The following is a 24,677-nucleotide window of genomic DNA, read 5'->3' on the forward strand; positions in this document are numbered from 1 at the left end:
GGACCTCAGTCGGGAGGTCGCCCGAGGGGACGGATCAGTCGTCGTCACCGTCGTTGTCGTCATCGTCGTCGTGGTCCACGGTGGCCTTGCCGCTCTTCGCGTCCACGTGCAGCTCGTGCTGCTTGCCGTCCTTGCCCGTCACGTCGACGTCCCAGTGCGGCGCACCGTGCCTGCTGTTGTCGTCGTCGCTGTCGTCGTCCAGGTCCACCGACGTCACCGTGCCGGGCTGCGCGCCGAGCGCCGCCTTCACAGCCGCGTCCAGGGAGATTGCCGCGGAGCGGGGCGCGTGCCTGTCGCGGTCGTCGTTGTCGTCGTCCTCGCGGTCGGACAGCACCTTGCCGCTCGACGCGTCCACCGTCACGTCGTGCCAGACCTTGTCGGAGCCGTACACATCGAGCTCCCAGACGGTACGGGCGCCGTCGTCGTCGTCATCGTCCCGCTCGGCCTCGGTGACCGTGCCGGGGACGGTCTTCAGCGCGGCGCCGACGGCCTCGTCGACGGTGACGCGCCCGTTCGTCCCGGTGTTCCCGGCGGTCGCTGTGTCCCCCGCGTCTCCGGTGTTCCCGGCCGCCCGGTCCGCGGCGGCCGTCCGATCGTCCTTCCCGCCGCTGTCGGAGTCCGCGAAGGCGGCGGTCGTGGCGAGCCCGCCGCCGACGAGTACGGCCGCGGTGACGGCGGCGATGGCGATGTTGCGCTTCATGGTGGGTTCCTCCCCGATGGGATGTGTGGTGCGACGGGAACCACACTGGCCCGGCGATGCTGAACGCAGGCTGAAGCCACCTGAAGGCGTCTTCAGGTTCGGTTTGGGAAGCTTTCCCCATGCGCCTGTTGATCGTGGAGGACGAGAAGCGGCTCGCGACGTCCCTCGCGAGGGGACTCACCGCCGAGGGCTTCGCCGTCGATGTCGTGCACGACGGCCTGGAGGGCCTGCACCTGGCCGGCCAGGGTGTCCACGACCTCGTGGTCCTCGACATCATGCTGCCCGGGATGAACGGCTACCGGATCTGCGCCGCCCTGCGCGCCGCCGGGCACGAGACGCCGATCCTGATGCTGACCGCGAAGGACGGGGAGTACGACGAGGCGGAGGGCCTCGACACGGGCGCCGACGACTACCTGACCAAGCCGTTCTCGTACGTCGTGCTCGTCGCCCGGATCAGGGCGCTGCTGCGCCGGCGCGGCGGCTCGGCCTCGCCCGTGCTGACCGCCGGCACGCTGCGGATGGACACCGCCGCCCGGCGGGTCCACCGGGGAGAGGACGAAATCATCCTCACCGCCAAGGAGTTCGCCGTCCTGGAACAGCTCGTGCTGAGGGCGGGCGAGGTGGTCAGCAAGGCGGACATCCTGGAGCACGTCTGGGACTTCGCGTACGACGGCGACCCGAACATCGTCGAGGTCTACATCAGCACCCTGCGCCGCAAACTCGGCGCCGCGTCGATCCGTACGGTACGGGGCGCGGGCTACCGGCTGGAGGCGCTGTGAGGTCCGTACGGGCCAAGGCCGCCCTGGGCGCCACCCTGGTCGTGGCCGTCGCTCTGACCGTCGCGGGGCTCGCCGTCCTGATGGTGCTGCGCGGCAACCTGACGGACCGGGCGGGCCTGGAGGCCGAGGTCGCCGCGCGCGAGGTGGCCGGGGACCTGGCCCTGGGCGCGACGTACGCGGAGCTGGAGCTGGGCGACGAGGACACCCACCCCGTCCAGGTGACCGACGAGGAGGGGCGCGTGGTGGCCGTCTCGAAGGACCTGGAGGCGATTTCGGGGACGGGCACGGCACAGGTCGAGCCGGTGCCGTCGGCGCCGGTCCCGAGCCCGGGCGACGACGATGACGACGATGACGACGACGGGAGCGACCCGGGCCGCGGTGAGGTGTCCTCCGATTCGCCGGACTTCACGAACGGCACCGCCACCGTCGACGGCGAGACGGCGGACTACCGCTTCGCCGCCGTCGAGTTGACCACGGACAAGGACGTCACCCTGACCGTCCACGCGGGCGCCCCGCTCGCGGCCGAGCAGGAGGCCGTGAACACCGTGCGCAACTCCATGCTGACCGGGCTGCCCGTCATGCTGCTGGTCGTCGCCGGAGTGACCTGGCTGGTGACCCGGCGCGCGCTGCGTCCGGTCGAGGGCATCCGGCGGGAGCTGGCCGCGATCACCGCCTCCGAGGACCTGGGCCGCCGCGTTCCCGAGCCGGAGTCGCGGGACGAGGTCGCCCGGCTGGCCCGCACGACCAACGAGACCCTGACCGTGCTGGAGGCGTCGGTCGACCGGCAGCGGCGCTTCGTCGCCGACGCCTCGCACGAGCTGCGCAGCCCGATCGCCTCGCTCCGCACCCAGCTGGAGGTGGGGGCGGCGCACCCGGAGCTGCTGGACGTGCCCGGCGCGGTCGCCGACACCGTACGGCTCCAGGTGCTGGCCGCCGACCTGCTGCTGCTCGCCCGGCTGGACGCGGGGGAGCGGCCGGGGCGCGCGGCGGTCGACCTGGGCGCGCTGGTCCGCGAGGAGGTCTCCCAGCGCGCGGCGGACCGGATCCCGCCCGAGGTGTCCGTGGCAGACGCCGGGCTGCTCGAAGTCACCGGCTCGCGCGGGCAGTTGGCCCGGGTGGTCGGCAATCTGCTGGACAACGCCGAGCGGCACGCGGAGCGAGCGGTGGCGGTCTCGGTGAGGGCCGACCGGGGCGATGTGCTCGTCGAGGTCACCGACGACGGCGCGGGCGTGCCCGAGGGCGAACGGGACCGGATCTTCGAGCGTTTCGTCCGTCTGGACGACGCCCGCGGCCGTGACGACGGCGGGGCCGGGCTCGGCCTGGCGATCGCCCGTGATGTGGCCTCCCGGCACGGAGGCACGCTCACGGTGGGCGCGGCACCGGGCGGCGGCGCGCGGTTCACCCTGCGGCTGCCGGGGCCGCCCCGTGCCGGGCGGGAAGGGCCGGCCGCCGACGCCTGAGAGCCGTGCCCGCTACGGCTTGCCGCGCCGGCCGCGCAGATGCTCCGCGATCGGGGTCAGGGCCGCGTGCAGTCCGGTGAGCTCGTCGGGGGACAGCAGGTCCATGAAGTGCCTGCGCACCGACTCGACATGGTGCGGTGCGACCTTCCGCATCGTCTCGCCGCCGAGGTCCGTGAGGACCGCGAACAGCCCCCGCCGGTCCGACTCGCAGTGCTCGCGCCGCACCAGACCGGCGTTCTCCATGCGGGTGATCTGGTGGGACAGCCTGCTCTTGGACTGAAGGGTGGCCGCGGCGAGATCGCTCATCCGTAGCCGCTGGTCCTCCGACTCCGACAGATTGACCAGGATCTCGTAGTCGTTCATGGTCAGGCCGAACGGCTGGAGGTCTTTCTCCAGCTGATGCGTCAGCAGCCTGCTGACGTCCAGGTGGGTACGCCAGGCGCACTGCTCCGCATCGTTCAGCCAGCGAGTGGCCGTTTCGGTCATCTCCATGTATGGATTCTACCTAAGAGGTTGAAAGCCGGACGAATCTGGGGGGTGTGACTCGGCGCACGTAGGCACCGGGCATCACACTCCGCAGACTACCGTTCACAGCCCGAAGCGACGCTGGAGGTCCCCCAGCTGACCGGGCATGCGGGGTGTGGAGCCGTGTTGACCGCCCCCCGGTCCGCCGCCCGGCACGCCCGGCTCGTGCGGGACGGCGCCGGTCGCCTGTTCGGGCATCAGCACCTCGGTCGACTGGAGCAGCACCGTGCCCGCCCCGACGAACTCGAACTGGTGCTCCTCGCCCGACGTGCCGCCGATCCCGGTCAGCGAGCGCAGTCCGCCCATCACGCCCGTCATGTAGCCGTGGTCGTAGTGGTGGCACGGTGAAGGGCAGTCCGCCCACCCCACCAGCGCCTGCGGGTCCACCCGCAGCGGCGGCTCCATGAAGACCACCGGGCCGTTGGACGCGGCGACGAACTTCCCCGTCCCGATCAGGGTCAGGAAGCCCGGCACGATCGACTGCTTCAGCGCCAGGGTCGGCTGGTACGCCAGCAGATTGCCGGACCGGATCGTCAGATTGCCGTTCTCCAGGTCGAAGGAGTTCACGTCGAAGGCCCGGTCCGCCAGCAGCATCTTGCCGCTCCCCTCGGCCACCACCCAGTCGCTCGCGTGCAGCGGGGAGTGGAAGCTCGTACGGATCAGCCGCTCGAAGCGCCCGTGCCCGATGCCGTTGAACTCGATCTGCCCGTAGTAGGCGATCATCTTGCCCTTCTGCAGGAACCACTGGCTCCCCTTGAGCTCGACGCAGAAGGTGTACGCGTTGACGTTGTCGTCCGTCGGCAGCGTCATCGGGTCGAAAATCACCGGCGTGCTCACAGCTTCTCCTCCGACGCCTGGACGTACACCGCTCCGTTGCCGCTGAGCTCCAGCTGGAACGCCTCACCGGAACCGCGCCCCACCATGTCGCGCCAGCCGAGCGCGGTGGACAGCTTGTTGGTCACGTCCCCGTGGTGGGCGACATAGGCCTGCGGGTCCACGTGCACCGGCCTCCCCGGCGTGATCGGCAGCTCGATCACCCCGCCGTGCGCCATCACGGCGACCGCGCCGTGGCCCTTGAGCGTCGTCGTGAACAGGCCCTGCCCGGTCACCTGGCCGCGCACCATGCCCATCACCCCGCCCTGCGAGCCCATGAACATGGTGCCCTGCTGGAGCGTCCCGTCGAAGGCGAGCAGCCGGTCGGCCTCCACGTAGAGGGTGTCGCCGGCCAGATTGATCACCTGGATGTGGTGGCCCCCGTGGCCGAACATCACCGTGCCGCTGCCCTCGACCGTCATCAGGGGGGTCGCCTCGTTCGCCACCCGCCGGCCGATCATCGACCCGAGGCCGCCCTGTCCGCCCTGGATGTTCGGGGTGAACGAGACGTCGCCCCGGTACGCGAGCATGGCGCCGCGCTGGCTGTACATCTTCTGGCCGGGCCCCACCACGGCCTCGACCATCTTCGAGTTGACCTCACGGAACGGCATCAGACATCGCCCCCGACGGTGTTCCGCTCGCTGGGCTGCACGTAGACGAGTCCGTCGCCCTCGAAACGGATCTGGAAGGACTCACCGGAGCCCTCACCCATGAGCGTCCGGAAGTTCACCCCGGACTGGAAGTGCTGCTGGAGTCTGCCCTGGTGGGCGATGTAGGCGCCGGGGTCGACGTTCAGCGGGTACTGGGGTGTCACCCGCAGCACCACGGCGGAGCCGTCCGACATGATCGCCGCCTGGCCGGTGCCCTCGACGGTCGTGGTGAACAGGCCGTTGCCGCTCGCCCCGCCACGGAGGCCCGTGAAGGAGGTGCCGGTACGCAGTCCGGCGTCTGTGGCCAGCAGATTGCTGGCCTCGACGTACAGGGTCTCGCCGTGCAGCGAGACGAGGTTGATCTCGCTCGCCCGGTCGGCGAAATAGCAGGTGCCCTGCCCCCTCACCTCCATCATCACCATCTGCTCGCCGGTCAGCCGGCGGGTCACCATGCCGCGGAGGCCCTCACCGCCGCCCGACATCTTCTTGAACGCCATCTGGCCGTCGTACGCGACCATCGAGCCGTTCTTCGCCTTGACTGCATCGCCTGTCAGGTCGACGGCGAGCGTCTTGCTGCCTTGGAGTCGGAACATCGCCACGGTGCGACGTTAGCCGCAGGCGAGTCCGGCGGACAGGGCCCGGTGGCCGATCCCGACCCCTACGTGACCCTGATATGCGCCGATACGCGCCGCGGGAGCCGGACACGGACCCCCCGCTCCGGGGGGCCGGGAGCGATGCCACAATGGCTGTGCTTGTGCCTGCGTTCACAAGCCGACACGCCCCTCCCACCGAAGGTGCCCTCGTGGACATCAAGACCGCTTCCGCCCTGCACCGGCTGCGCCTCATCTCGCTTCCCGAGGCGCTGTCCTTCCCGGCGCTGCTGATCTTCGGCTCGCTGCTCATGCGGGTCTCGGACATCGACTTCCTGATGCCGCCCCTCGGCGCGCTGCACGGCATCCTCTTCACGATCTACGTGATCTTCCTCGTGGACGTGTGGGTCAAGGCCAAGTGGCCCCTCAAGCGCGTCGGCCTGTTCTTCCTCCTCGCGGTCGTGCCGTTCGGCGGGCTCTACGGCGAGAAGCTGCTCAAGAAGTACGAGGCCGACGGCGTCATCGCCGCCCGCGCCCGCGCCGAGGGGACGGTCAGCGCATGATCGTCGCCTTCTCCGTCAGCCCTCTGGGAGTCGGCGAGGACGTCGGCGAGTACGTCGCCGACGCCGTCCGTGTCGTCCGGGAATCCGGGCTGCCCAACCGCACGGACGCGATGTTCACCTCGATCGAGGGTGAGTGGGACGAGGTCATGGACGTCGTCAAGCGCGCCGTCGCGGCGGTCGAGGCCCGTGCCGGCCGCGTCTCCCTGGTGCTCAAGGCCGATATCCGGCCGGGCGTCACCGACGGTCTGACCTCCAAGGTCGAGACGGTGGAGCGGCACCTGGCGGGCTGACGCCCCGCCCTGACGCCCCGCCCTGGCGTAGAGAGCCGCACACGAAGAGCCCCCGGCACCGGGGGCTCTTCCCGTTCGGGCGAAGAAAACCCCTCTCTCGGACCTGCCGGGTCGACACATTGTCATATCTCCCTTTCTGTAGGGATACGGCATATTCGACCATGGGAGGCCTGATGTCGTCGGAGGGTCACGATCACGACGGCTGCGGCCGCCACGAGGGTCCGCTCGCGGAGCCGCCCGCGACGGGGTACCGGGTGCGGTACCGCGGGCTCCCGCGCACCCGGAGGCATCGAATAAGCGCCGCCCTCCTGATGCCGCTCGTCCCCGCGGTCACCGGACTGCTGCTGCTCCACGTGCTGTGGCCCACGCACTGGACCCAGGGCGGGACCGGCCGGAGATGGCTGGTGCTCGCCGACTCCCTGACGCTGGTGTCCGTCGGCCTGATCGAGCTGTTCGTGCTGGCCAACGTGGTCGCCGTGGCGTACGCCCTGTCGGTGGCCAGGGACCCGGTCCCCGTGACGCCGGAGCCCGGCACCGCCCTGGCCTTCCTCACCACGTACGCGCCGGGCAGGGAGCCCCTCTCCACGGTGCGGGCCACCCTGGAGGGCGCCGTGAAGATGCGGCATCCCGGACCGCTGGACGTCTGGCTGCTCGACGAGGGTGACGACCCGGAGGCCCGGATGCTCTGCGCCGAGCTCGGCGTGCACCACTTCACCCGCCTCGGGGTGCCCGAGTGGAACCAGGAGACGGGCCCGCACAAGGCCGGGACGAAGCACGGAAACGTCAACGCCTGGCTCGCCAAGCACGGCCACGCCTACGACCTCGTCGCGTCGGTGGGCACCGGCCACGTCCCGCGGCCGGGCTCCCTGGAGCGGATGACCGGCTACTTCCGGGACCCGGACATCGCCTTCGCCGTCGGCCCGCGGCTCCACGGGAGCGGGACGCCGGCCGCCGGGTCCTCGCAGCCGCTCTTCCACGCGCTGGTGCAGCGGGCGGGCAACCGCTACGGGGCGCCCCTGTTCGACGGCACCGACAAGGTCGTGCGCGTCGCGGCACTGCGCCAGGCCGGAGGCTTCCACGACTCCGTCACCGGGGCCATGGCCACCGGGTTCGAGATCCACCGCCTGCGCAACCCGCTGACCGGACGGTACTGGCGCTCCGTCCACACCGCGGACGTACGGGCCACCGGGGAGCGGCCCGTCTCCTGGGAGGACTTGTCCGCCCAGCGGCCGCGCCGGCCCCGGGGGGCGTACGGGACGCTGCTGCGGCAGTACGGGAAGGCGCTGTTCCGGGTGCCGCCCGGACGGCTCCTCGGCTACACGCTGACGCTCGTCCGCCGCCCCGTGGAGGCTGTCACCTGTCTGTTCGGCGTGCTGAGCTGTGTGCTGGTCCTCACCCACACGCAGTCGCGCGCCTGGGCGGTGCTCGCCCTGGTGACCGCTCTCGTGCCCCTCGTGCCGTGGTCCCTCGCGCTGCTGCGTGAACGCAGGACCCGGGGCGCGCTCGACCGGTCCCGTACGGCGCGTCCCGTCCCGGAGGCGGAGCCCGCACTGGCCACCGCCGCTCCCGCGAGCACTCCCGCGGGAGGAAACTGATCCACGCGCCCGCGCCGGTGACGGTCCCGCTCTCAGAACTCCTGCGCCGCCAGCGTGATGCCCAGCGGGGTGCGCTCGTACAGCACCTGGTGACCGTAGCGCCGCGAGGTGAGCAGGCCCGCCGCGCGCAGCACCGACAGATGGGCGGACACGGAGGACGGGGCGAGCGCGAGCCGGTGCGCCAGCGCGCTCGTCCCGGCCGGTTCGGCGAGGGCGCACAGCACGTCGGCGCGTGCCCTTCCCAGGAGCCGGGCGAGCGTGTCCGGCGTCCGGTCGGCGGACTCCGTCCACAGACCGCCGATGCCACGCGCGGGGTAGATCACGGCAGGCTGCCAGGGGGGCTCGTGGCCGCCGACCACATCGGGCCACACGAAGACGCTGGGCATCAGGACGAGCCCCTGCCCGCCCAGGACCCGGCTGTGGTTCCCTCTGGTGCCGACCACCGTCAGGGTCGAGTCCGCCCAGCGCAGCTGCGGACTGACCTCGCGGAGCAGCCCCTCGAAACCGACCTCGGCCAGGCGGCGCGAGTGGTAGGCGACATCCGCCTCCAGCAGGGCGCGCAGCCGGGGCCAGTGGGGCTCGACCATCACCCGCCACGCCCGCTCCAGGAGGTCCGCGAGCTCCTGGACCGTCCGTGCCGGGTCGGCCAGCATCCGCTGTCCGGCGGGGGACCGCAGGCCGCCGGGGGTGTCGGCGAGCGCGAGCGCCATGTCGTCGCGGGCGGTCCCCGGATCCGTCGCGCGTACGGCCGCGATCTCCTCCTCGAAGGTGGCGAGCGGTCCGAGCGGCGGCGGACAGATGAAGTCCGGATTGTGGCCGGCGTCAGGCATCAGCAGCCACAGCGGCGTGAGATCCAGCCCCGCGGCGCCCTCCCTGACCCGGCGGAGCCAGGGCAGGTGGTAGCCGTGCCGGGAGGGGCGGTGGAGTGTGCGTACGGCCTCCTGCGTCTCCCAGAGCGGTGAGAGCGCGAAGCGGCAGCGGAGCAGGTCGCTCTCGTCGAAGTGCAGATGGAACGGCATGGGCCCCACTCAAGTTTCGGCGTGAGCCGAAAGTCTACGGAAGGGCCGGACCTCTCCTCCAAGCTGCGTCCATGCCGAAAGACACCACCGCCCCGGCGGGTACACCCCGCGAAGAGCCCGCCGCAGAGGCGCTGTCCTCGGCCCTGCCCCCGGAACGGTCCTCCTCGTCCGACCCGGGCTCCGTTCCGGGGGCGGACACCGGAGCCGGGGGCTACCGGGCCGTGTTCGCCGTGCGGGAGTTCCGGGCGGTCTTCGCCGCGCACCTGCTCTCCCTCCTCGGTGTGGTCGTCAGCGAGCTGGCGCTCACCGTGCTCGTCTACGACCTCACCGGCTCACCCCTGCTGTCCGCCCTCACGTTCGCGCTCGGCTTCCTCCCGTACGTCGTCGGCGGCACGCTCTTCGCCGGAGTCGCCGACCGGTACCCCGCACGCCGCGTCCTCGTCACCTGCGACCTGATCTGCGCCGGCTGCGTGGCCGTGATGGTGCTCCCCGGCACTCCCGTCGTCGCGCTCCTCGCCCTGCGCTGTGCCGTGGCCGCGGTGGCCCCGGTCTTCACCGGGACACGGACGGCGGCCCTCACCGACATCCTGGGTGAGGGTGACCTCTACGTCCTCGGACGCTCGCTGCTGCGCCTGGTCTCGCAGAGCGCCATGCTCGTCGGCTTCGGCGCGGGCGGGGTGCTGCTCACCGTGCTGTCCCCGCGCGGGGCGATCACGGTCACCGTCGTGACGTTCCTCTGCTCCGCGGCGCTGCTGCGCCTCGGCACCAGGGACCGGCCCGCCCGCACGGGAGGGGACGCCGGAGGCGCGCTGCTCGCGGAGTCGCTCGCCGGGGCCCGGGCCGTCCTCGGCGACCGCCGGATCCGGGGGCTGCTCCTGCTCTTCTGGGTGCCTGCCTTCTTCGTGGTGGCCCCGGAAGCCCTGGCCGCGCCGTACGTGGACGCGATCGGCGCCGGTCCCGCCGCCCTCGGGCTGCTGATGTGCTCGATGGCCGTCGGCCACATCGGTACCGAGCTGTACGTGGGAACCGCCCTCGGCCCCCGTGCCCGCTCCCGCATCGTGCTGCCGGCCGCCGCCCTCGGTCTGCTGCCCCTGGTGCTGTACGCGTTCCGCCCGGGCATGGCCCTGACCGTGGCCGCCCTCGTGCTCGCAGGGGCCGGTGCGGCGTACATCATCGGGCTCGACCAGTGGTTCGTCGAGGCGGTCCCCGAGCATCTCCGGGGCCGGGCCATGACCCTCCTGACCGCCGGCCTGATGACGGTCCAGGGACTCGGCATGGCCCTCGCGGGACTGGCCGCGGAGTTCTTCCCGGTGCATCAGGTGGTCGCGTGCTCGGGAGCGGTGGGCACGGTATGCACGCTCCTGTTGATCCTGGAGGTGCATAGAACGCGTGTCCGGTACCGAAGTGCGAGACAGGGCTGACCGCCAAGTGACCAGTGGGTAAGGTCGTGCCGTGCCGAAGCCGCTCAGCCTCCCCTTCGATCCCATCGCCCGCGCCGATGAACTCTGGCACCGGCGCTGGGGGCCGGTGCCCTCCATGGGCGCGATCACGTCGATCATGCGTGCGCAGCAGATCCTGCTCGCCGAGGTGGACGCGGCGGTCAAACCGTACGGGCTGACCTTCGCCCGCTACGAGGCACTCGTCCTGCTCACCTTCTCGCAGGCCGGTGAGCTGCCGATGTCCAAGATCGGTGAGCGTCTGATGGTGCACCCCACCTCGGTGACGAACACCGTCGACCGGCTGGTGCGCTCGGGACTGGTGGACAAGCGCCCCAACCCCAACGACGGGCGCGGAACCTTGGCCTCCATCACCGACAAGGGCCGTGAGGTCGTCGAGGCGGCCAGTCAGGACCTGATGGCGATGGACTTCGGGCTCGGTGTGTACGACGACGAGGAGTGCGCCGAGATCTTCGCGATGCTCCGGCCGCTGCGCGTGGCCGCCCAGGACTTCGAGGACAAGCGCTGACGAGCGCCGCACCGGGGCTCCCGGCGAGGACCGGGGCGCCGCAAGATCGCCCCGGGCGTCCGGTTACGCTCGATGCCATGAAACGCAGTGTGCTGACCCGCTACCGGGTGATGGCCTACGTCACCGCCGTCATGCTGTTGATCCTGTGCGTCTGCATGATCTTCAAGTACGGCTTCGACACCGGTGAGGGTCTGACGCTCGTCGTCTCGCAGGTCCACGGTGTCCTGTACATCATCTACCTGATCTTCGCCTTCGACCTCGGCTCCAAGGCGAAGTGGCCGATCGGCAAGCTGCTCTGGGTGCTGGTCTCCGGCACGATCCCGACCGCCGCGTTCTTCGTCGAGCGCAAGGTGGTCCAGGAGGTCGAGCCGCTGATCGCCGACGGCTCCGCGCAGGCCGTCAAGGCCTGATCCGCACCTCCGTTCCGCAGGACCGAACCGCCCCGCGCGAAGCGCCGGGCGGTTTGCCGTCGACATTTACTAGGACGTCCTAGTAAATTTGATCCATGGACGCTCACGCGATCGAGGAAGGCCGCCGCCGCTGGCAGGCCCGTTACGACAAGGCCCGCAAGCGCGACGCGGACTTCACCACGCTCTCCGGTGACCCCGTGGAGCCCGTGTACGGGCCCCGCCCCGGCGACACGTACGAGGGATTCGAACGGATCGGCTGGCCCGGCGAGTACCCCTTCACCCGGGGACTCCACCCCACCGGCTACCGGGGCCGCACCTGGACGATCCGCCAGTTCGCCGGCTTCGGCAACGCCGAGCAGACCAATGAGCGGTACAAGTCCATCCTGGCCAACGGCGGCGGCGGACTCAGTGTCGCCTTCGACATGCCGACCCTGATGGGGCGGGACTCCGACGACGCCCGCTCGCTCGGCGAGGTCGGCCACTGCGGCGTCGCCATCGACTCCGCCGCCGACATGGAGGTCCTGTTCCAGGACATCCCGCTCGGCGACGTCACCACCTCGATGACGATCAGTGGGCCCGCCGTCCCCGTCTTCTGCATGTACCTGGTCGCCGCGGAGCGTCAGGGAGTCGACCCGGCCGTGCTCAACGGCACGCTCCAGACCGACATCTTCAAGGAGTACATCGCGCAGAAGGAGTGGCTCTTCCAGCCCGAGCCCCACCTGCGCCTCATCGGCGACCTGATGGAGCACTGCGCCCGCGACATCCCGGCCTACAAGCCGCTCTCGGTCTCCGGCTACCACATCCGCGAGGCAGGGGCCACGGCCGCGCAGGAACTCGCGTACACCCTCGCCGACGGCTTCGGGTACGTGGAGCTCGGCCTCTCCCGCGGCCTGGACGTGGACGTCTTCGCTCCCGGGCTCTCCTTCTTCTTCGACGCGCACCTCGACTTCTTCGAGGAGATCGCCAAGTTCCGCGCCGCCCGCCGGATCTGGGCCCGCTGGATGAAGGAGACCTACAACGCGCAGACCGACAAGGCGCAGTGGCTCCGCTTCCACACCCAGACCGCGGGTGTCTCGCTCACCGCCCAGCAGCCGTACAACAACGTCGTACGCACGGCGGTGGAGGCACTGTCCGCCGTCCTAGGCGGCACCAACTCCCTGCACACCAACGCCCTGGACGAGACGCTCGCCCTCCCCTCGGAGCAGGCCGCCGAGATCGCGCTGCGCACCCAGCAGGTGCTGATGGAGGAGACCGGCGTCGCCAACGTCGCCGACCCGCTGGGCGGTTCGTGGTACGTCGAGCAGCTCACCGACCGCATCGAGGCCGACGCCGAGAAGATCTTCGAGCAGATCAAGGAACGCGGCACCCGGGCGCACCCGGACGGCAAGCACCCCATCGGGCCGATGACCTCCGGCATCCTGCGCGGCATCGAGGACGGCTGGTTCACCGGCGAGACCGCCGAATCCGCCTTCCGTTACCAGCAGTCGCTGGAGAAGGGGGAGAAGCGGGTCGTCGGCGTCAACGTCCACCACGGCTCCGTCACCGGCGACCTGGAGATCCTGAGGGTCAGCCACGAGGTCGAGCGCGAGCAGGTGCGCGTGCTCGCCGGGCGCAAGGAGGGCCGTGAGGACGCGAAGGTCCGTGGCGCGCTGGACGCCATGCTGGCCGCGGCGCGCGACGGCTCGAACATGATCGGGCCGATGCTGGAGGCCGTACGGGCGGAGGCGACGCTCGGCGAGATCTGCGGGGTCCTGCGCGACGAGTGGGGCGTCTACACGGAGCCTCCGGGCTTCTGACGACGGCCCGGTCCGTGGCGGCTCGTTCCCCGGTGGCCGGGGCCCTCAGGCCTCGGGCCGCTGCTCCGTCGCCGCGGCGCCCAGCCCCGAGAGCAGCAGCACGGTGAAGCGCCGGGCCCAGTCGGAGTCGACGGGCTCGGCGCTCACCAGCGTCCGGTGCACCACGGCACCGGCGATCACATCGAAGATCAGGTCGGCGGTCCGGGCCGCCACCACCGCGTCCGGCTCGGTGGGAAGTTCGCCGCGCCGCTGCGCACGCTCCCGCCCCAGCAGGACGAGGTGCTTCTGCCGGGTCACGATCGAATCCCGTATACGGTCCCGCAGTGCCTCGTCCCGCGTCGACTCGGCCACCACCGCCATCAGCGCCGTCTTGGTCTCCGGGCGCTCCAGCAGGGCCGCGAACTGGAGGACGACGGCCTCCACATCGGCCGGAAGGCTGCCGAGGTCGGGCAGCTCCAGCTCGTCGAAGAGGACGGCCACGGCGTCCACGACCAGCTCGTTCTTGCCGGCCCAGCGGCGGTAGAGAGTCGTCTTGGCGACCCCCGCCCGTGTCGCCACATCGCCCATCGTCAGCTTCGACCAGCCGAGGTCGACCAGAGACGCGCGGGTCGCCTCCAGGATCGCGGCATCGGCCTCGGGACTGCGGGGGCGTCCGGACCGGGTGGGTTCGGTGGGGCTGCGGCTCAGCATGCGGCGACCATACCGGCCGGTAAGTACTGCTGACCGGCCCCGGAGCCCGTGAGACAGATCACCGCGCGCTCTTGCCCCGCAGGGGGGCCGGACAGTTACGCTACGGGTCGTAGCGTAAGAAGCGACGGTCCGTCCGTCGTGGCGCCACGACCGATCGACAGCCACAGGCGCCGGGTGGGGACCCGGCACCGAACACGGGGTTTTTCAGGGCCTCGGGACCGTTTCCGTCCGCGCGCCACGCACACCGGCGTGGCTGTGGACGGAGGCGGTTCGCGGATCGCTTTCCGGAACAGTGCGCACAGGGGGGAGGATGTACGTATGCAGCCTAGGAACATGTCCATGAGCGGCGTCGTCGACCTCGCCGCTGTGAAGGCGGCCAACGACGCCAAGGCGAAGGCCGAGCAGGCCCGCGCGGAGTCCGCACGCCAAGGGGGCGGCGGTGCCGTGGCACCCGCCTCCCTGGTGATCGACGTCGACGAGGCGGGCTTCGAGACCGACGTCCTCCAGCGCTCCGCCGAAGTCCCCGTCGTCATCGACTTCTGGGCCGAGTGGTGCGAGCCGTGCAAGCAGCTCGGCCCGCTCCTGGAGCGACTCGCCGCCGAGTACAACGGCCGCTTCCTGCTGGCCAAGGTCGATGTCGACGCAAACCAGATGCTGATGCAGCAGTTCGGGATCCAGGGCATCCCGGCGGTCTTCGCGGTGGTGGCCGGACAGGCCCTCCCGCTCTTCCAGGGCGCGGCCCCCGAGAGCCAGATCCGCCAGACGCTCGACCAGCTGATCCAGGTCGGCGAGGAGCGTTTCGGTCTCACCGGGATCGTCGTCGACCCGGACGCCGGAGCCGGGGACGGGGAGAGCGCCCCCGTCGAGGTGCCCGCCGGGCCGTACGACGCGCAGCTGGAGGCCGCCGCGCAGGCGCTGGACGCCAACGACTTCGCCGGTGCGATCCAGGCGTACAAGAGCGTCCTGGCCGACGACCCGGTCAACACCGAGGCGAAGCTGGGCCTCGCCCAGGCCGAACTGCTGGGCCGCGTCGCGGGCATGGACCCGCAGCAGGTGCGCAAGGAGGCCGCGGAGAATCCGGTCTCGCCGGTGGCGCAGATGGCCGCCGCCGACCTGGATCTCGTGGGCGGCCATGTGGAGGACGCCTTCGGGCGGCTCGTCGAGACGGTCCGCCGCAATTTCGGCGACGACCGCGACGCCGTGCGGGTGCGGCTGCTGGAGCTTTTCGAGGTGATCGGCCCCGACGATCCCCGGGTCGCGGCGGCCCGGACCGCCCTGGCGCGCGTCTTGTTCTGATGTGACAACACGGCCGTGGAGCCCTCGGGGCGCCACGGCCGTTTTCAGGGGCGAACGACAAGTAACGCATCCGCTTTACCAAAACTTGATAAAAGTACGTACTGTTACTCGCAGTAAATCACCTCCAGGGGTCTGTCCGGTTTAGGGCTGTAATCCCGCCGTTCGTACGTCCCTTCGGTGCCACCCTGTGTGGCCGGACGATACCCCCCTGTCGTGTCCTGGTTATCTGGTCGTTACTAGTCAGTAACGACCCCCCTTGTGTCACGGCCGCGAATGCACCACGATCGGCCACGCTCGGTCCAATACCCGCCAGCCCGACAACCAGTCGGCGCAGGTGGGTCTGTTGGGTCCCCACCGGGTGGTCGGCGGCAGTGGCGCCGATCGCGGACAGGGGGGTTCCTGCCCCTGGGCAGGGCCTGTCCGAACCGGCCGCGCAGACGCGCGGCCAGTGGTTGTCGCTCGGGGGTGATCGCCGGTGATTCGGATGCGGTACGCGCCTCCGGTCCGGGCGCTCTCCTTCCCGAGGACGTAGCACTTCTCCCATCCCAGGGCGGGCACGATGCCCGTACCGGAGATGTACGTCCGAGAAGGAGGAAATTTATGAGTTCGCAGGTTCGCGGTGGTACCAGATGGAAGCGTTTCGCTCTGGTCATGGTGCCGAGCGTCGTCGCGACCGCAGCGGTCGGCGTCGGCCTGGCGCAGGGCGCACTCGCCGCGTCTTTCAGCGTCTCCGGCCAGAGCTTCAAGGTCCGCACCGACAAGCTCGTCGGTCATGACTTCGTCCAGTACGGCAGCGTCGCTGTCGGCAAGGACCTCAAGGGCAACGACGCTGCTCACCCGGTCGCCGTTTCCGGCTTCAGCAGCGCCACGATCACCAACATGTGCCAGTCGGTGGTCACGCCTGACCTGCCGTTCGGTCTCGGCAGCGTCAGCCTGGAGCTGAAGGCGGGTACCGACCCGAAGAGGCCCGTCGAGGCGACCAACCTGTACCTCGACGTCGCTCAGCTCGACGCGGACGCGTACTTCGAGAAGATCGACATCGGCGTCGCCGCCGGTTCGGTCGGTAAGCCCGGTATCCAGTCCGGCACCGAGAAGGCCGTCAACCCGAACGGCTTCGCGCAGCGTGCCGAGACGGCCACGCTGACCAACGTGGAGCAGACGGCGTGGGCAACCACCGCCGGCACCTTCAAGCTCAGCAACCTGAGCCTGAAGCTGCACAAGGGCGTCAAGGAGTGCTTCTAAGCACTCGCCCGGGTGGCCGGAGTGTTCCGTCAAGGACCTCCGGCTGCCCACCCCTTCTCTTCTCACAGCAGTACCGGTTCCAGGGAGCTGTTTTCCATGAGCCCCGAGTCCACAGGGCAGAACGAGCACTACCTCACCGTCTACCGGCGGGGATTCCGCACCTGGCGGGGTAACCGGCCGTTCTGGGCGGGCCTGTTCACCATCTTGGGTGGTCTACCCATCGCGTACTTCCCGTACGCCAACATGCACCTCGGCAACATGACCATCGCGATGTCCACCACCGCGGGTGCGGGGTCGCTGATCATCGGGGTCCTGCTCATCACGCTGGGCCTCACCATGTGGTTCCACCACATCGTGCGGGTGTTCGCCGGTGTCGCGGCCATCCTGCTCGCGCTGATCTCCATACCCGTCGCCAACATAGGCGGCTTCATCGTCGGCTTCGTGTTCTCCCTGCTCGGCGGAGCCCTCTCCATCGCCTGGGCTCCGGCCGAGGCGAAGGGCACCACGGCGTCCGAGGGCCCGGAGGCGCAGATGTCCCGGGACGACGCCCGCGGGGTGCCGGAGCAGGCTCAGGAGACCCACGACACGGCTGAGGCCCCGCGGAGGCCGTTGCTGTTCAATGCGGCGGCAGAGGTCGACGGTGGGAGGCATCGTGCGGGGTGACGACAGGCAGACGAACGACCTCGGGCCGGAGGACCTTCCGGAGCGAAGAGGGCCCCGCCACGCGGCGCCCAGGAAGTCACTCCTGACGAAGCTGCACATGCCCGCCGGTAAGAAGGCGTTCGCGCTCGCCGCGATGCCGACGGCCGTCTTCGTGGGCATGGGGCTCACCCCCAAGCTGGCCATGGCCGACGACAACTCGGACATCCCCTTCGCGCCCGGGCCCTGTGTGACCCGCTCCGACGAGCCGTCCGAGTCGCAGGAACCCGATGCGAAGCCGACCCCGAGCGCCACACCGTCCGACGACGCCGGCAAGGACGACGCGGGCAAGGACGACGCGGGCAAGGACGACGCCGGCAAGGACGACGCCGGCAAGGACGACGGGACCGAGGCTCCGAAGCCGTCCGCGAGTGCGAGCGCGTCCGAGGAGGACACGTCCACGGAGACCTCCGGGGACAAGGCCGCCACGTCCGCCGCTCCCACGCCCACCGAGTCGAAGAACCCCCTCGACCCGCTGGGTGTCGGTGACGCGCTCAAGGACCTCCTCGACGGACCGGACAAGGAGACGGCCGAGCCGTCCCCGAGCGCCACCACGGAGACCCCGAAGCCGTCGGAGAGCGCCACTGCCACCAAGCCGGTGGAGAAGGCCACGGAGACGGCGAAGGACACGGTCGGCAAGACCACCGACGCCATCCGTGAGGCGGCCGAGAAGGCGGGCAAGGGCGTCGAGGAGCTCGACGACGACGTCAAGGGCCTCGACCCCGTGAAGGACGAGGACATCCCGGACGGCGCCAAGGAGCGCTTCCCGTGCCCGACCGCCGACCCCGAGGCGCTCGCCGCGGCCGACCTGGAGCAGGGCATCCCGCTGCTCCCGGACGACCCGTGGACGCTGGAGACCTCGAAGCTCACGCTCACCGGGCTCGACTACAAGGGCATCGTCGAGGTGAAGACGTACAACGGCAGCATCAAGAAGGTGCTGAAGTTCACCGCCGACACCGTCGACATCAAGGACCTGCACCAGCTGACGAAGGGTCCGGCCGGTACCACCGGCCACGTGAAGGCGGAGGAGGGTTCTACCTCCACCATCCGCAACGGCACGGTGACGATGTACACGGAGAAGCTGGAGGGCAACCTCTTCGGCATCATCCCCGTCACCTTCAGCCCGGAGACCCCGCCGCCGCTGAACGTGCCCTTCGCCTTCTTCACCAATGCCACGGTGACCCAGGCCGGCCAGTTCGGCGGCTCGCTCAGGGTCCCCGGCCTGCAGAACTACTTCACCGGCGGCAACAGCTGACCGGTGATCCGGACCCGTCCGGGAGCCGCACGACGACTGTGGCCCGCAGCCCCGTTCTCACGGGGCTGCGGGCCACAGTCGTATCTGCCGTACGGCGTCAGGCGCGCTCGCCGCTCAGGTGGTGCACCCGGACCATGTTGGTGGTGCCGGGGACGCCGGGGGGCGAGCCGGCCGTGATGACCATCGTGTCGCCGTCGCTGTAGCGGTTCAGCTTCAGCAGCTCCGCGTCCACCAGGTCGACCATGGCGTCCGTGTTGTCCACGTGCGGCACGACGTAGGACTCGACGCCCCAGCTCAGCGCGAGCTGGTTGCGGGTCGACTCCTCCGTGGTGAAGGCGAGGATCGGCTGCGCCGTGCGGTAGCGGGAGAGACGGCGGGCGGTGTCACCGGACTTGGTGAAGGCCACCAGCGCCTTGCCGTCCAGGAAGTCCGCGATCTCGCAGGCCGCGCGCGCCACGGAACCGCCCTGGGTACGGGGCTTCTTGCCCGGCACCAGCGGCTGGAGGCCCTTGGACAGGAGCTCCTCCTCGGCCGCGACGACGATCTTCGACATCGTCTTGACCGTCTCGATCGGGTACGCGCCGACCGAGGACTCCGCCGACAGCATGACCGCGTCCGCGCCGTCCAGGATCGCGTTGGCGACGTCGGACGCCTCGGCGCGGGTCGGCCGTGAGTTGGTGATCATCGACTCCATCATCTGGGTCGCCACGATCACCGGCTTGGCGTTGCGGCGGCACAGCTCGATGAGGCGCTTCTGCACCATCGGGACCTTCTCGAGCGGATACTCGACGGCGAGGTCGCCGCGGGCGACCATCACGGCGTCGAAGGCGGCGACGACGCCCTCCATGTGCTCGACGGCCTGCGGCTTCTCGACCTTGGCGATGACGGGGACCCGGCGGCCCTCCTCGTCCATCACCTTGTGCACGTCCTTGACGTCCTCGGCGTCCCGGACGAAGGACAGCGCGACCATGTCGCAGCCCATCCGCAGGGCGAACCGCAGGTCCTCGACGTCCTTCTCGGACAGCGCGGGGACGTTGACCGCCGCACCCGGGAGGTTGATCCCCTTGTGGTCGGAGATGACACCGCCCTCGATGACGATGGTGGTGACCCGGGGGCCGTCGACCGCGACGACCTTCAGCTCGACGTTGCCGTCGTTGATCAGGATCGGGTCACCCTTGGCGACGTCGCCGGGCAGCCCCTTGTAGGTGGTGCCGCAGATCGACTTGTCGCCGGGGACGTCCTCGGAGGTGATGACGAACTCGTCCCCGCGGACCAGCTCGACGGGACCCTCGGCGAACTTCGCGAGGCGGATCTTGGGGCCCTGGAGGTCGGCGAGTACTCCGACCGCACGGCCGGTCTCGGCGGCGGCCTTGCGGACCCGGTCGTAACGGCCTTGGTGCTCCTCGTGGGTACCGTGACTGAAATTGAAACGGGCCACGCTCATGCCGGCCTCGATCAGAGCGACGAGCTGCTCATGGGAGTCGACGGCGGGACCGAGGGTGCAGACGATTTTGGAACGGCGCATGAGGCGGATCCTATCGGTTTGTTTCACTGCGGAATATTCCGTCTGGTGGAAGATACAAAGGGGCGCGGGGCCGCTCAGTTGTGGACCAGTGCGAAGGTCTGTCCGGCGATCTCCAGCTCCTCGTCCGTGGGCACGACGGCGACCGCGACCCGTGCGTCGTCGGGCGAGATCAGCCGCGGTTCGCCGGACCGAACGGCGTTGCGGTCCGCGTCCACGACCAGGCCGAAACCCTCCAGTCCCGCGAGCGCAGCCTCCCGCACCGGAGCCGAGTTCTCCCCGACCCCCGCCGTGAACACCACGGCGTCCACCCGGCCGAGGACCGCCGAGTAGGCGCCGATGTACTTCTTCAGCCGGTGGATGTAGATGTCGAACGCGAGCGTGGCACGCTCGTCGCCCTCGTCCACCCGGCGCCGGATCTCCCGCATGTCGTTGTCGCCGCACAGGCCGACCAGACCGCTCCTCTTGTTCAGCAGGACGTCGATCTCGTCCGCCGACATCCCCGCCACCCGCTTGAGGTGGAAGGTGACGGCCGGATCGATGTCTCCGGAACGCGTACCCATGACCAGCCCCTCCAAGGGGGTCAGCCCCATGGACGTCTCCACGCAGCGCCCGCCCGCCACCGCGGAGGCCGAGGCGCCGTTCCCGAGGTGCAGCACGATCACGTTCACGTCGGCCACCGGTCGGCCCAGCAGTTCGGCCGTCCTGCGCGACACGTACGCGTGCGAGGTGCCGTGGAAGCCGTAGCGGCGGATGCGGTGGGCGTCGGCGGTCTCGACGTCGATCGCGTACCGCGCCGCGTACTCCGGCATCGTCGTGTGGAACGCCGTGTCGAAGACCGCGACCTGCGGAAGGTCCGGGCGCAGCGCCTGCGCGGTACGGATCCCGGTGATGTTCGCCGGGTTGTGCAGCGGCGCCACAGGGACGAGCCGCTCGATCTCCTTGAGCACCTCGTCGGTGATCACGGTGGGCTCGCTGAACTTCAGCCCGCCGTGCACGACCCGGTGGCCGATCGCCGCCAGGTCGGGGGAGTCCAGTCCGAGCCCGTCGGCCGCCAGCTCGTCGGCCGCGGCCTTCAGCGCCTCCTCGTGGTCGGCGATCCGGCCGGTGCGCTCGCGGGGCTCCCCGCCCTTCAGCGGTGTGTGCACCAGTCGGGAGGACGACTCGCCGATCCGCTCGACCAGACCGGTGGCCAGCCGCGAGCGGTCGCGCATGTCCAGCAGCTGGTACTTCACCGACGAGGAGCCGGAATTGAGCACGAGTACGCGGTGGGCGTCATTCATGGAGCGGGAACCTTCGCTGGTCGGGTCGGTGGTCATCGCGGTCATTCCTCGCTCTGCGCCTGGATCGCCGTGATGGCCACCGTGTTGACGATGTCCTGGACCAGCGCGCCGCGGGACAGGTCGTTGACCGGCTTGCGCAGCCCCTGCAGGACCGGGCCGACCGCGACCGCGCCCGCCGAACGCTGGACCGCCTTGTAGGTGTTGTTGCCGGTGTTGAGGTCCGGGAAGATCAGCACGGTCGCCCGGCCCGCCACCTCCGACGCCGGCAGCTTGGTCGCGGCGACGGTCGGCTCGACCGCCGCGTCGTACTGGATCGGGCCCTCGATCCGCAGGTCCGGCCGTGAGGCGCGTACCCGCTCCGTGGCCTCCCGCACCTTGTCGACGTCGGCACCCGTGCCCGAGGTGCCCGTCGAGTACGAGAGCATCGCGATCCGGGGTTCCACGCCGAAGCGGGACGCGGTGACCGCCGACTGCACCGCGATGTCCGCGAGCTGCTCCGCGTCGGGATCCGGGTTGACCGCGCAGTCGCCGTAGACCAGCACCTTGTCGGCGAGGCACATGAAGAACACCGACGAGACGATCGAGGCCTCGGGCTTGGTCTTGATGATCTCGAACGCCGGCCGGATCGTGGCCGCCGTGGAGTGCACCGAGCCGGAGACCATGCCGTCGGCCAGCCCCTCCTGGACCATCAGGGTGCCGAAGTAGTTGACGTCCGAGACGACGTCGTACGCCAGCTCCACCGTCACCCCGCGGTGCGCGCGCAGCGCGGCGTACCGCTCGGCGAAGCTCTGGCGCAGCTCGGAGGTCTGCGGATCGACGAGCTGGGTCTCGGCGAGGTCGATGCCGAGGTCGGCCGCCTTCTTGCGGATGACGTCGGTGTCCCCGAGGAGGGTCAGGTCGCAGACGTCGCGGCGGAGCAGCACATCGGCGGCGCGCAGGACGCGCTCCTCGGTGCCCTCCGGCAGGACGACCCGGCGCCGGTCGGAGCGGGCCTGCTCCAGCAGCTCGTGCTCGAACATCATCGGGGTGACCCGGCCGCTGCGGGCCACCGAGATCCGCTCCAGCAGGGCACCGGTGTCCACGTGGCGCTCGAAGAGGCCGAGGGCGGTCTCCGCCTTGCGTGGCGTCGCCGCGTTCAACTTGCCTTCCAGGGCGAATAGTTCGCCTGCCGTGGGGAAGGAGCCGCCGGCCACCGCGATGACCGGGGTGCCGGGCGCGAGGCGGGCCGCCAGCCGGAGTATCTCCTCGCCGGGGCGCTCGTTCAGGGTCAGCAGTACGCCCGCGATGGGCGGCGTGCCGGCGCTGTGCGCGGCGAGCGAGCCGATGACCAGGTCCGCGCGGTCGCCGGGGGTGACCACCATGCAGCCCGGGGTCAGGGCCTTGAGGAGGTTCGGGAGCATGGCGCCGCCGAACACGAAGTCCAGCGCGTCCCGGGCCAGGCCCGAGTCGTCGCCGAGCAGAACCGTTCCGCCCAGTGCGGTGGTGATCTGGGCGACGGTGGGCGCGGAGAGCGCGGGATCGTCCGGCAGTACCGAACAGGGGACCGGGAGCTGCGCCCTCAGCCGTTCGGCGATGTCCGTGCGGTCCTCGGACGCCACCCGGTTCACGACCATCGCCAGGACGTCGCAGCCGAGACCGGCGTACGCCCGGTAGGCGTTGCGCGTCTCGGCCCGTACGGACTCGGCGTCCTGGTCCTTGCCCCCGACCACCGCGATCACCGAGGCGCCGAACTCGTTGGCGAGTCTCGCGTTCAGGGCCAGCTCGTCGGGGAGCTGGGTGGCGGCGAAGTCGCTGCCGAGGACGAGCACGACCTCGTAGTCACGGGCCACCCGGTGGAAGCGCTCGACGAGCAGGGAGACCAGCTCGTCGGTACCCTTCTCCGCCTGGACCGCGGAGGCCTCCTGGTAGTCCAGGCCGAAGACGGTCTCCGCGCTCTGCGAAAGCCGGTAGCGCGCCCGCAGCAACTCGAACAGCCGGTCGGGTCCGTCGTGGACCAGCGGCCGGAAGACGCCGACCCGGTCCACCTGACGCGTCAGTAGCTCCATGACTCCCAGATCGACGACCTGGCGGCCGTCTCCCCGGTCGATCCCGGTCACGTACACGCTACGCGTCACGCGTGGTCTCCCGTCCTTTTTGGGTGGCATTGTCCCCTTGACGATACCTACCGGGGCAGGTATATCGCCCGCCGGGCGGTGTGCCCGGGGAGGGCCACTGGTGGGCCCCGAACGGTCCCCGCCGATGAAGCCGGAAGCGCGAGGGCCCGGCCGGGCGTGGGACAATCGTCGTGGCTCACGGTACGGGGGTTTCTCGACGGGTCCCCGGAATGCATGGCACTAGCGAGCAGGAGACAGAGCAGGATGCGCATCGGAATTCTCACCGCAGGCGGCGACTGCCCAGGCCTGAACGCTGTGATCCGGTCGGTCGTGCACCGCGCCGTGGTGGGGCACGGCGATGAGGTCATCGGCTTCGAGGACGGTTTCAAGGGGCTGCTCGACGGCCACTTCCGGCCCCTCGACCTGAACGCGGTCAGCGGCATCCTGGCCCGCGGCGGCACGATCCTCGGCTCGGCGAGGCTGGAGCGCGACCGGCTGCGCGAGGCCGCCGAGAACTGCGCGGAACTGTCCCTCCGTTACGGCATCGACGCGCTGATCCCGATCGGCGGCGAGGGCACGCTCACCGCCGCCCGCATGCTGTCCGACGCCGGGATGCCCGTCGTCGGAGTCCCGAAGACCATCGACAACGACATCTCCGCCACCGACCGGACCTTCGGCTTCGACACCGCCGTGGGCGTTGCTACCGAGGCCATAGACCGTCTCAAGACCACCGCCGAATCGCACCAGCGCGTGATGGTCGTCGAGGTAATGGGCCGCCACGCGGGCTGGATCGCCCTGGAGTCCGGCATGGCCGGCGGTGCCCACGGCATCTGCCTGCCGGAGCGGCCCTTCCAGGTCGACGACCTGGTCAAGATGGTCGAGGAACGCTTCGCACGCGGCAAGAAGTTCGCCGTCATCTGCGTCGCCGAGGGAGCGCACCCGGCCGAGGGCTCCATGCCGTACGCCAAGGGCGAGATCGACCAGTTCGGCCACGAGCGCTTCAAGGGCATCGGCAACCGCCTCGCCGCCGAGCTGGAGCTGCGCCTCGGCAAGGAGGCCCGGCCGGTCATTCTCGGCCATGTGCAGCGAGGCGGCACGCCGACCGCGTACGACCGTGTGCTCGCGACCCGCTTCGGGTGGAACGCCGTGGAAGCGGTGCACCGCGGCGACTTCGGCCGGATGACGTCGCTGCGCGGTACCGAGATCGTGATGGCCCCGCTGGCGGACGCCGTGACCCGTCTGAAGACGGTTCCCAGCGACCGGATGTACGAGGCCGAGTCGGTCTTCTGAGTTCCTGCCGCCCGCCCCGCCCGACGTTCCTCCCGCCCGCCCCGCCCGACCCGCCCGACAGCACGTGCGGCCCCGACCGTCCCCCCGTGGAC

At 70.4% G+C, this 24,677-nt stretch carries 22 protein-coding genes and 2 pseudogenes; 14 read left to right on the plus strand and 10 right to left on the minus strand.

All coding sequences use genetic code 11. The features are described 5' to 3' along the window. Positions 1-34: 34 nt before the first annotated feature. A complete protein-coding gene (locus tag ACFWFI_RS21700) occupies positions 35-700 on the minus strand; it encodes a PepSY domain-containing protein (RefSeq protein WP_387392683.1) in 666 nt (221 codons plus the stop codon). Positions 701-819: 119 nt separating this feature from the next. Between ACFWFI_RS21700 and ACFWFI_RS21705 the strand changes: the two genes are divergently transcribed. Then, positions 820-1,479 (plus strand): response regulator transcription factor, encoded by a 660-nt coding sequence (locus ACFWFI_RS21705; protein WP_387392686.1) that lies wholly within the window; start codon positions 820-822, stop codon positions 1,477-1,479. Beyond that, entirely contained in the window at positions 1,476-2,939 is a 1,464-nt protein-coding gene (locus ACFWFI_RS21710) for a sensor histidine kinase (protein WP_387392689.1), read from the plus strand. Before ACFWFI_RS21705 ends, ACFWFI_RS21710 begins: the two co-directional genes overlap by 4 nt. A gap of 12 nt (positions 2,940-2,951) precedes the next feature. On the opposite strand, the gene ACFWFI_RS21715 is transcribed toward ACFWFI_RS21710, so the two are convergent. The 4 genes from ACFWFI_RS21715 to ACFWFI_RS21730 all read right to left on the minus strand — a co-directional run bounded on the left by ACFWFI_RS21715 (position 2,952) and on the right by ACFWFI_RS21730 (position 5,580). Next, a complete protein-coding gene (locus ACFWFI_RS21715; RefSeq protein ID WP_387392692.1) occupies positions 2,952-3,431 on the minus strand; it encodes a MarR family winged helix-turn-helix transcriptional regulator in 480 nt (159 codons plus the stop codon). Between the two features lie 96 nt (positions 3,432-3,527). Next, entirely contained in the window at positions 3,528-4,301 is a 774-nt protein-coding gene (locus ACFWFI_RS21720) for an AIM24 family protein (protein ID WP_387392695.1), read from the minus strand. Next, a complete protein-coding gene (locus tag ACFWFI_RS21725) occupies positions 4,298-4,948 on the minus strand; it encodes an AIM24 family protein (RefSeq protein ID WP_387392698.1) in 651 nt (216 codons plus the stop codon). The genes ACFWFI_RS21720 and ACFWFI_RS21725 overlap by 4 nt, the downstream gene beginning before the upstream one ends. Further along, a complete protein-coding gene (locus ACFWFI_RS21730; protein ID WP_386856574.1) occupies positions 4,948-5,580 on the minus strand; it encodes an AIM24 family protein in 633 nt (210 codons plus the stop codon). The genes ACFWFI_RS21725 and ACFWFI_RS21730 overlap by 1 nt, the downstream gene beginning before the upstream one ends. Positions 5,581-5,789: 209 nt before the next feature. On the opposite strand from ACFWFI_RS21730, the gene ACFWFI_RS21735 reads away from it, so the two are divergent. From ACFWFI_RS21735 to ACFWFI_RS21745, 3 genes and pseudogenes are all read left to right on the plus strand, one after another. Continuing rightward, positions 5,790-6,140: a DUF3817 domain-containing protein gene (locus ACFWFI_RS21735; RefSeq protein WP_383563585.1), complete on the plus strand. Its 351-nt coding sequence runs from the start codon at positions 5,790-5,792 to the stop codon at positions 6,138-6,140. Then, positions 6,137-6,430, plus strand: coding sequence for an MTH1187 family thiamine-binding protein (locus tag ACFWFI_RS21740; protein WP_015578763.1), 294 nt, complete (start codon positions 6,137-6,139; stop codon positions 6,428-6,430). Before ACFWFI_RS21735 ends, ACFWFI_RS21740 begins: the two co-directional genes overlap by 4 nt. A gap of 173 nt (positions 6,431-6,603) precedes the next feature. Next, positions 6,604-7,857 (plus strand): annotated as a pseudogene (locus ACFWFI_RS21745) (glycosyl transferase); the annotation flags it as partial. A gap of 200 nt (positions 7,858-8,057) precedes the next feature. Here ACFWFI_RS21745 and ACFWFI_RS21750 read toward each other — a convergent pair. Beyond that, on the minus strand, positions 8,058-9,044 hold the full coding sequence (locus ACFWFI_RS21750; protein ID WP_387392701.1) for an ArsR/SmtB family transcription factor: 987 nt from the start codon (positions 9,042-9,044) through the stop codon (positions 8,058-8,060). A 71-nt stretch (positions 9,045-9,115) separates the two neighbouring features. On the opposite strand from ACFWFI_RS21750, the pseudogene ACFWFI_RS21755 reads away from it, so the two are divergent. The 4 genes and pseudogenes from ACFWFI_RS21755 (at position 9,116) to ACFWFI_RS21770 (ending at position 13,215) form a co-directional block, all read left to right on the plus strand. Further along, positions 9,116-10,487 (plus strand): annotated as a pseudogene (locus ACFWFI_RS21755) (MFS transporter). 9 nt (positions 10,488-10,496) lie between these two features. Continuing rightward, positions 10,497-11,009 (plus strand): MarR family winged helix-turn-helix transcriptional regulator, encoded by a 513-nt coding sequence (locus ACFWFI_RS21760; protein WP_387392704.1) that lies wholly within the window; start codon positions 10,497-10,499, stop codon positions 11,007-11,009. A 77-nt stretch (positions 11,010-11,086) separates the two neighbouring features. After that, positions 11,087-11,419, plus strand: a complete 333-nt coding sequence (locus tag ACFWFI_RS21765) for a DUF3817 domain-containing protein (RefSeq protein ID WP_387392707.1) — start codon at positions 11,087-11,089, stop codon at positions 11,417-11,419. Positions 11,420-11,514: 95 nt separating this feature from the next. After that, complete coding sequence (locus ACFWFI_RS21770) at positions 11,515-13,215, plus strand: acyl-CoA mutase large subunit family protein (protein WP_387392708.1); 1,701 nt, start codon at positions 11,515-11,517, stop codon at positions 13,213-13,215. A 45-nt stretch (positions 13,216-13,260) separates the two neighbouring features. On the opposite strand, the gene ACFWFI_RS21775 is transcribed toward ACFWFI_RS21770, so the two are convergent. Beyond that, positions 13,261-13,905, minus strand: a complete 645-nt coding sequence (locus ACFWFI_RS21775; RefSeq protein WP_387392711.1) for a TetR/AcrR family transcriptional regulator — start codon at positions 13,903-13,905, stop codon at positions 13,261-13,263. A 318-nt stretch (positions 13,906-14,223) separates the two neighbouring features. Between ACFWFI_RS21775 and ACFWFI_RS21780 the strand changes: the two genes are divergently transcribed. The 4 genes from ACFWFI_RS21780 to ACFWFI_RS21795 all read left to right on the plus strand — a co-directional run bounded on the left by ACFWFI_RS21780 (position 14,224) and on the right by ACFWFI_RS21795 (position 18,397). Continuing rightward, on the plus strand, positions 14,224-15,201 hold the full coding sequence (locus tag ACFWFI_RS21780; protein WP_387392713.1) for a tetratricopeptide repeat protein: 978 nt from the start codon (positions 14,224-14,226) through the stop codon (positions 15,199-15,201). Between the two features lie 600 nt (positions 15,202-15,801). Further along, entirely contained in the window at positions 15,802-16,443 is a 642-nt protein-coding gene (locus ACFWFI_RS21785) for a DUF6230 family protein (protein ID WP_387392716.1), read from the plus strand. Between the two features lie 96 nt (positions 16,444-16,539). Continuing rightward, positions 16,540-17,106 carry a DUF6114 domain-containing protein gene (locus ACFWFI_RS21790; RefSeq protein WP_387392718.1) on the plus strand — a complete coding sequence of 189 codons (567 nt, stop codon included), beginning with the start codon at positions 16,540-16,542 and terminating at the stop codon, positions 17,104-17,106. Further along, on the plus strand, positions 17,096-18,397 hold the full coding sequence (locus tag ACFWFI_RS21795; RefSeq protein ID WP_387392720.1) for a hypothetical protein: 1,302 nt from the start codon (positions 17,096-17,098) through the stop codon (positions 18,395-18,397). The genes ACFWFI_RS21790 and ACFWFI_RS21795 overlap by 11 nt, the downstream gene beginning before the upstream one ends. 97 nt (positions 18,398-18,494) lie before the next feature. On the opposite strand, the gene pyk is transcribed toward ACFWFI_RS21795, so the two are convergent. The 3 genes from pyk to pta all read right to left on the minus strand — a co-directional run bounded on the left by pyk (position 18,495) and on the right by pta (position 23,316). Continuing rightward, positions 18,495-19,922, minus strand: coding sequence for a pyruvate kinase (pyk, locus tag ACFWFI_RS21800; protein WP_387392722.1), 1,428 nt, complete (start codon positions 19,920-19,922; stop codon positions 18,495-18,497). A 74-nt stretch (positions 19,923-19,996) separates the two neighbouring features. Then, positions 19,997-21,247 carry an acetate kinase gene (locus ACFWFI_RS21805; RefSeq protein ID WP_387392725.1) on the minus strand — a complete coding sequence of 417 codons (1,251 nt, stop codon included), beginning with the start codon at positions 21,245-21,247 and terminating at the stop codon, positions 19,997-19,999. Beyond that, the gene (gene pta, locus ACFWFI_RS21810) at positions 21,244-23,316 is read right to left on the minus strand and encodes a phosphate acetyltransferase (RefSeq protein ID WP_387392728.1); all 2,073 of its coding nucleotides are present in this window, start codon (positions 23,314-23,316) and stop codon (positions 21,244-21,246) included. Before pta ends, ACFWFI_RS21805 begins: the two co-directional genes overlap by 4 nt. 243 nt (positions 23,317-23,559) lie before the next feature. Here pta and ACFWFI_RS21815 point away from each other — a divergent pair, with 243 nt between their 5' ends. After that, positions 23,560-24,585: an ATP-dependent 6-phosphofructokinase gene (locus ACFWFI_RS21815; protein WP_387392730.1), complete on the plus strand. Its 1,026-nt coding sequence runs from the start codon at positions 23,560-23,562 to the stop codon at positions 24,583-24,585. The last annotated feature ends 92 nt before the right edge of the window (positions 24,586-24,677 follow it).

The organism is Streptomyces sp. NPDC060209, assembly GCF_042728155.1.
Taxonomy (GTDB): Bacteria; Actinomycetota; Actinomycetes; order Streptomycetales; family Streptomycetaceae; genus Streptomyces.

Bases quoted from the DNA above. Each gene is read 5' to 3' on its own strand.
- ACFWFI_RS21700 (WP_387392683.1), bottom strand. From the start codon at position 700: ATGAAGCGCAACATCGCCATCGCCGCCGTCACCGCGGCCGTACTCGTC.
- ACFWFI_RS21705 (WP_387392686.1), top strand. From the start codon at position 820: ATGCGCCTGTTGATCGTGGAGGACGAGAAGCGGCTCGCGACGTCCCTC.
- ACFWFI_RS21715 (WP_387392692.1), bottom strand. From the start codon at position 3,431: ATGGAGATGACCGAAACGGCCACTCGCTGGCTGAACGATGCGGAGCAG.
- ACFWFI_RS21725 (WP_387392698.1), bottom strand. From the start codon at position 4,948: ATGCCGTTCCGTGAGGTCAACTCGAAGATGGTCGAGGCCGTGGTGGGG.
- ACFWFI_RS21730 (WP_386856574.1), bottom strand. From the start codon at position 5,580: ATGTTCCGACTCCAAGGCAGCAAGACGCTCGCCGTCGACCTGACAGGC.
- ACFWFI_RS21740 (WP_015578763.1), top strand. From the start codon at position 6,137: ATGATCGTCGCCTTCTCCGTCAGCCCTCTGGGAGTCGGCGAGGACGTC.
- ACFWFI_RS21750 (WP_387392701.1), bottom strand. From the start codon at position 9,044: ATGCCGTTCCATCTGCACTTCGACGAGAGCGACCTGCTCCGCTGCCGC.
- ACFWFI_RS21765 (WP_387392707.1), top strand. From the start codon at position 11,087: ATGAAACGCAGTGTGCTGACCCGCTACCGGGTGATGGCCTACGTCACC.
- ACFWFI_RS21770 (WP_387392708.1), top strand. From the start codon at position 11,515: ATGGACGCTCACGCGATCGAGGAAGGCCGCCGCCGCTGGCAGGCCCGT.
- ACFWFI_RS21775 (WP_387392711.1), bottom strand. From the start codon at position 13,905: ATGCTGAGCCGCAGCCCCACCGAACCCACCCGGTCCGGACGCCCCCGC.
- ACFWFI_RS21780 (WP_387392713.1), top strand. From the start codon at position 14,224: ATGCAGCCTAGGAACATGTCCATGAGCGGCGTCGTCGACCTCGCCGCT.
- ACFWFI_RS21785 (WP_387392716.1), top strand. From the start codon at position 15,802: ATGAGTTCGCAGGTTCGCGGTGGTACCAGATGGAAGCGTTTCGCTCTG.
- ACFWFI_RS21790 (WP_387392718.1), top strand. From the start codon at position 16,540: ATGAGCCCCGAGTCCACAGGGCAGAACGAGCACTACCTCACCGTCTAC.
- pyk (WP_387392722.1), bottom strand. From the start codon at position 19,922: ATGCGCCGTTCCAAAATCGTCTGCACCCTCGGTCCCGCCGTCGACTCC.
- ACFWFI_RS21805 (WP_387392725.1), bottom strand. From the start codon at position 21,247: ATGACCGCGATGACCACCGACCCGACCAGCGAAGGTTCCCGCTCCATG.
- ACFWFI_RS21815 (WP_387392730.1), top strand. From the start codon at position 23,560: ATGCGCATCGGAATTCTCACCGCAGGCGGCGACTGCCCAGGCCTGAAC.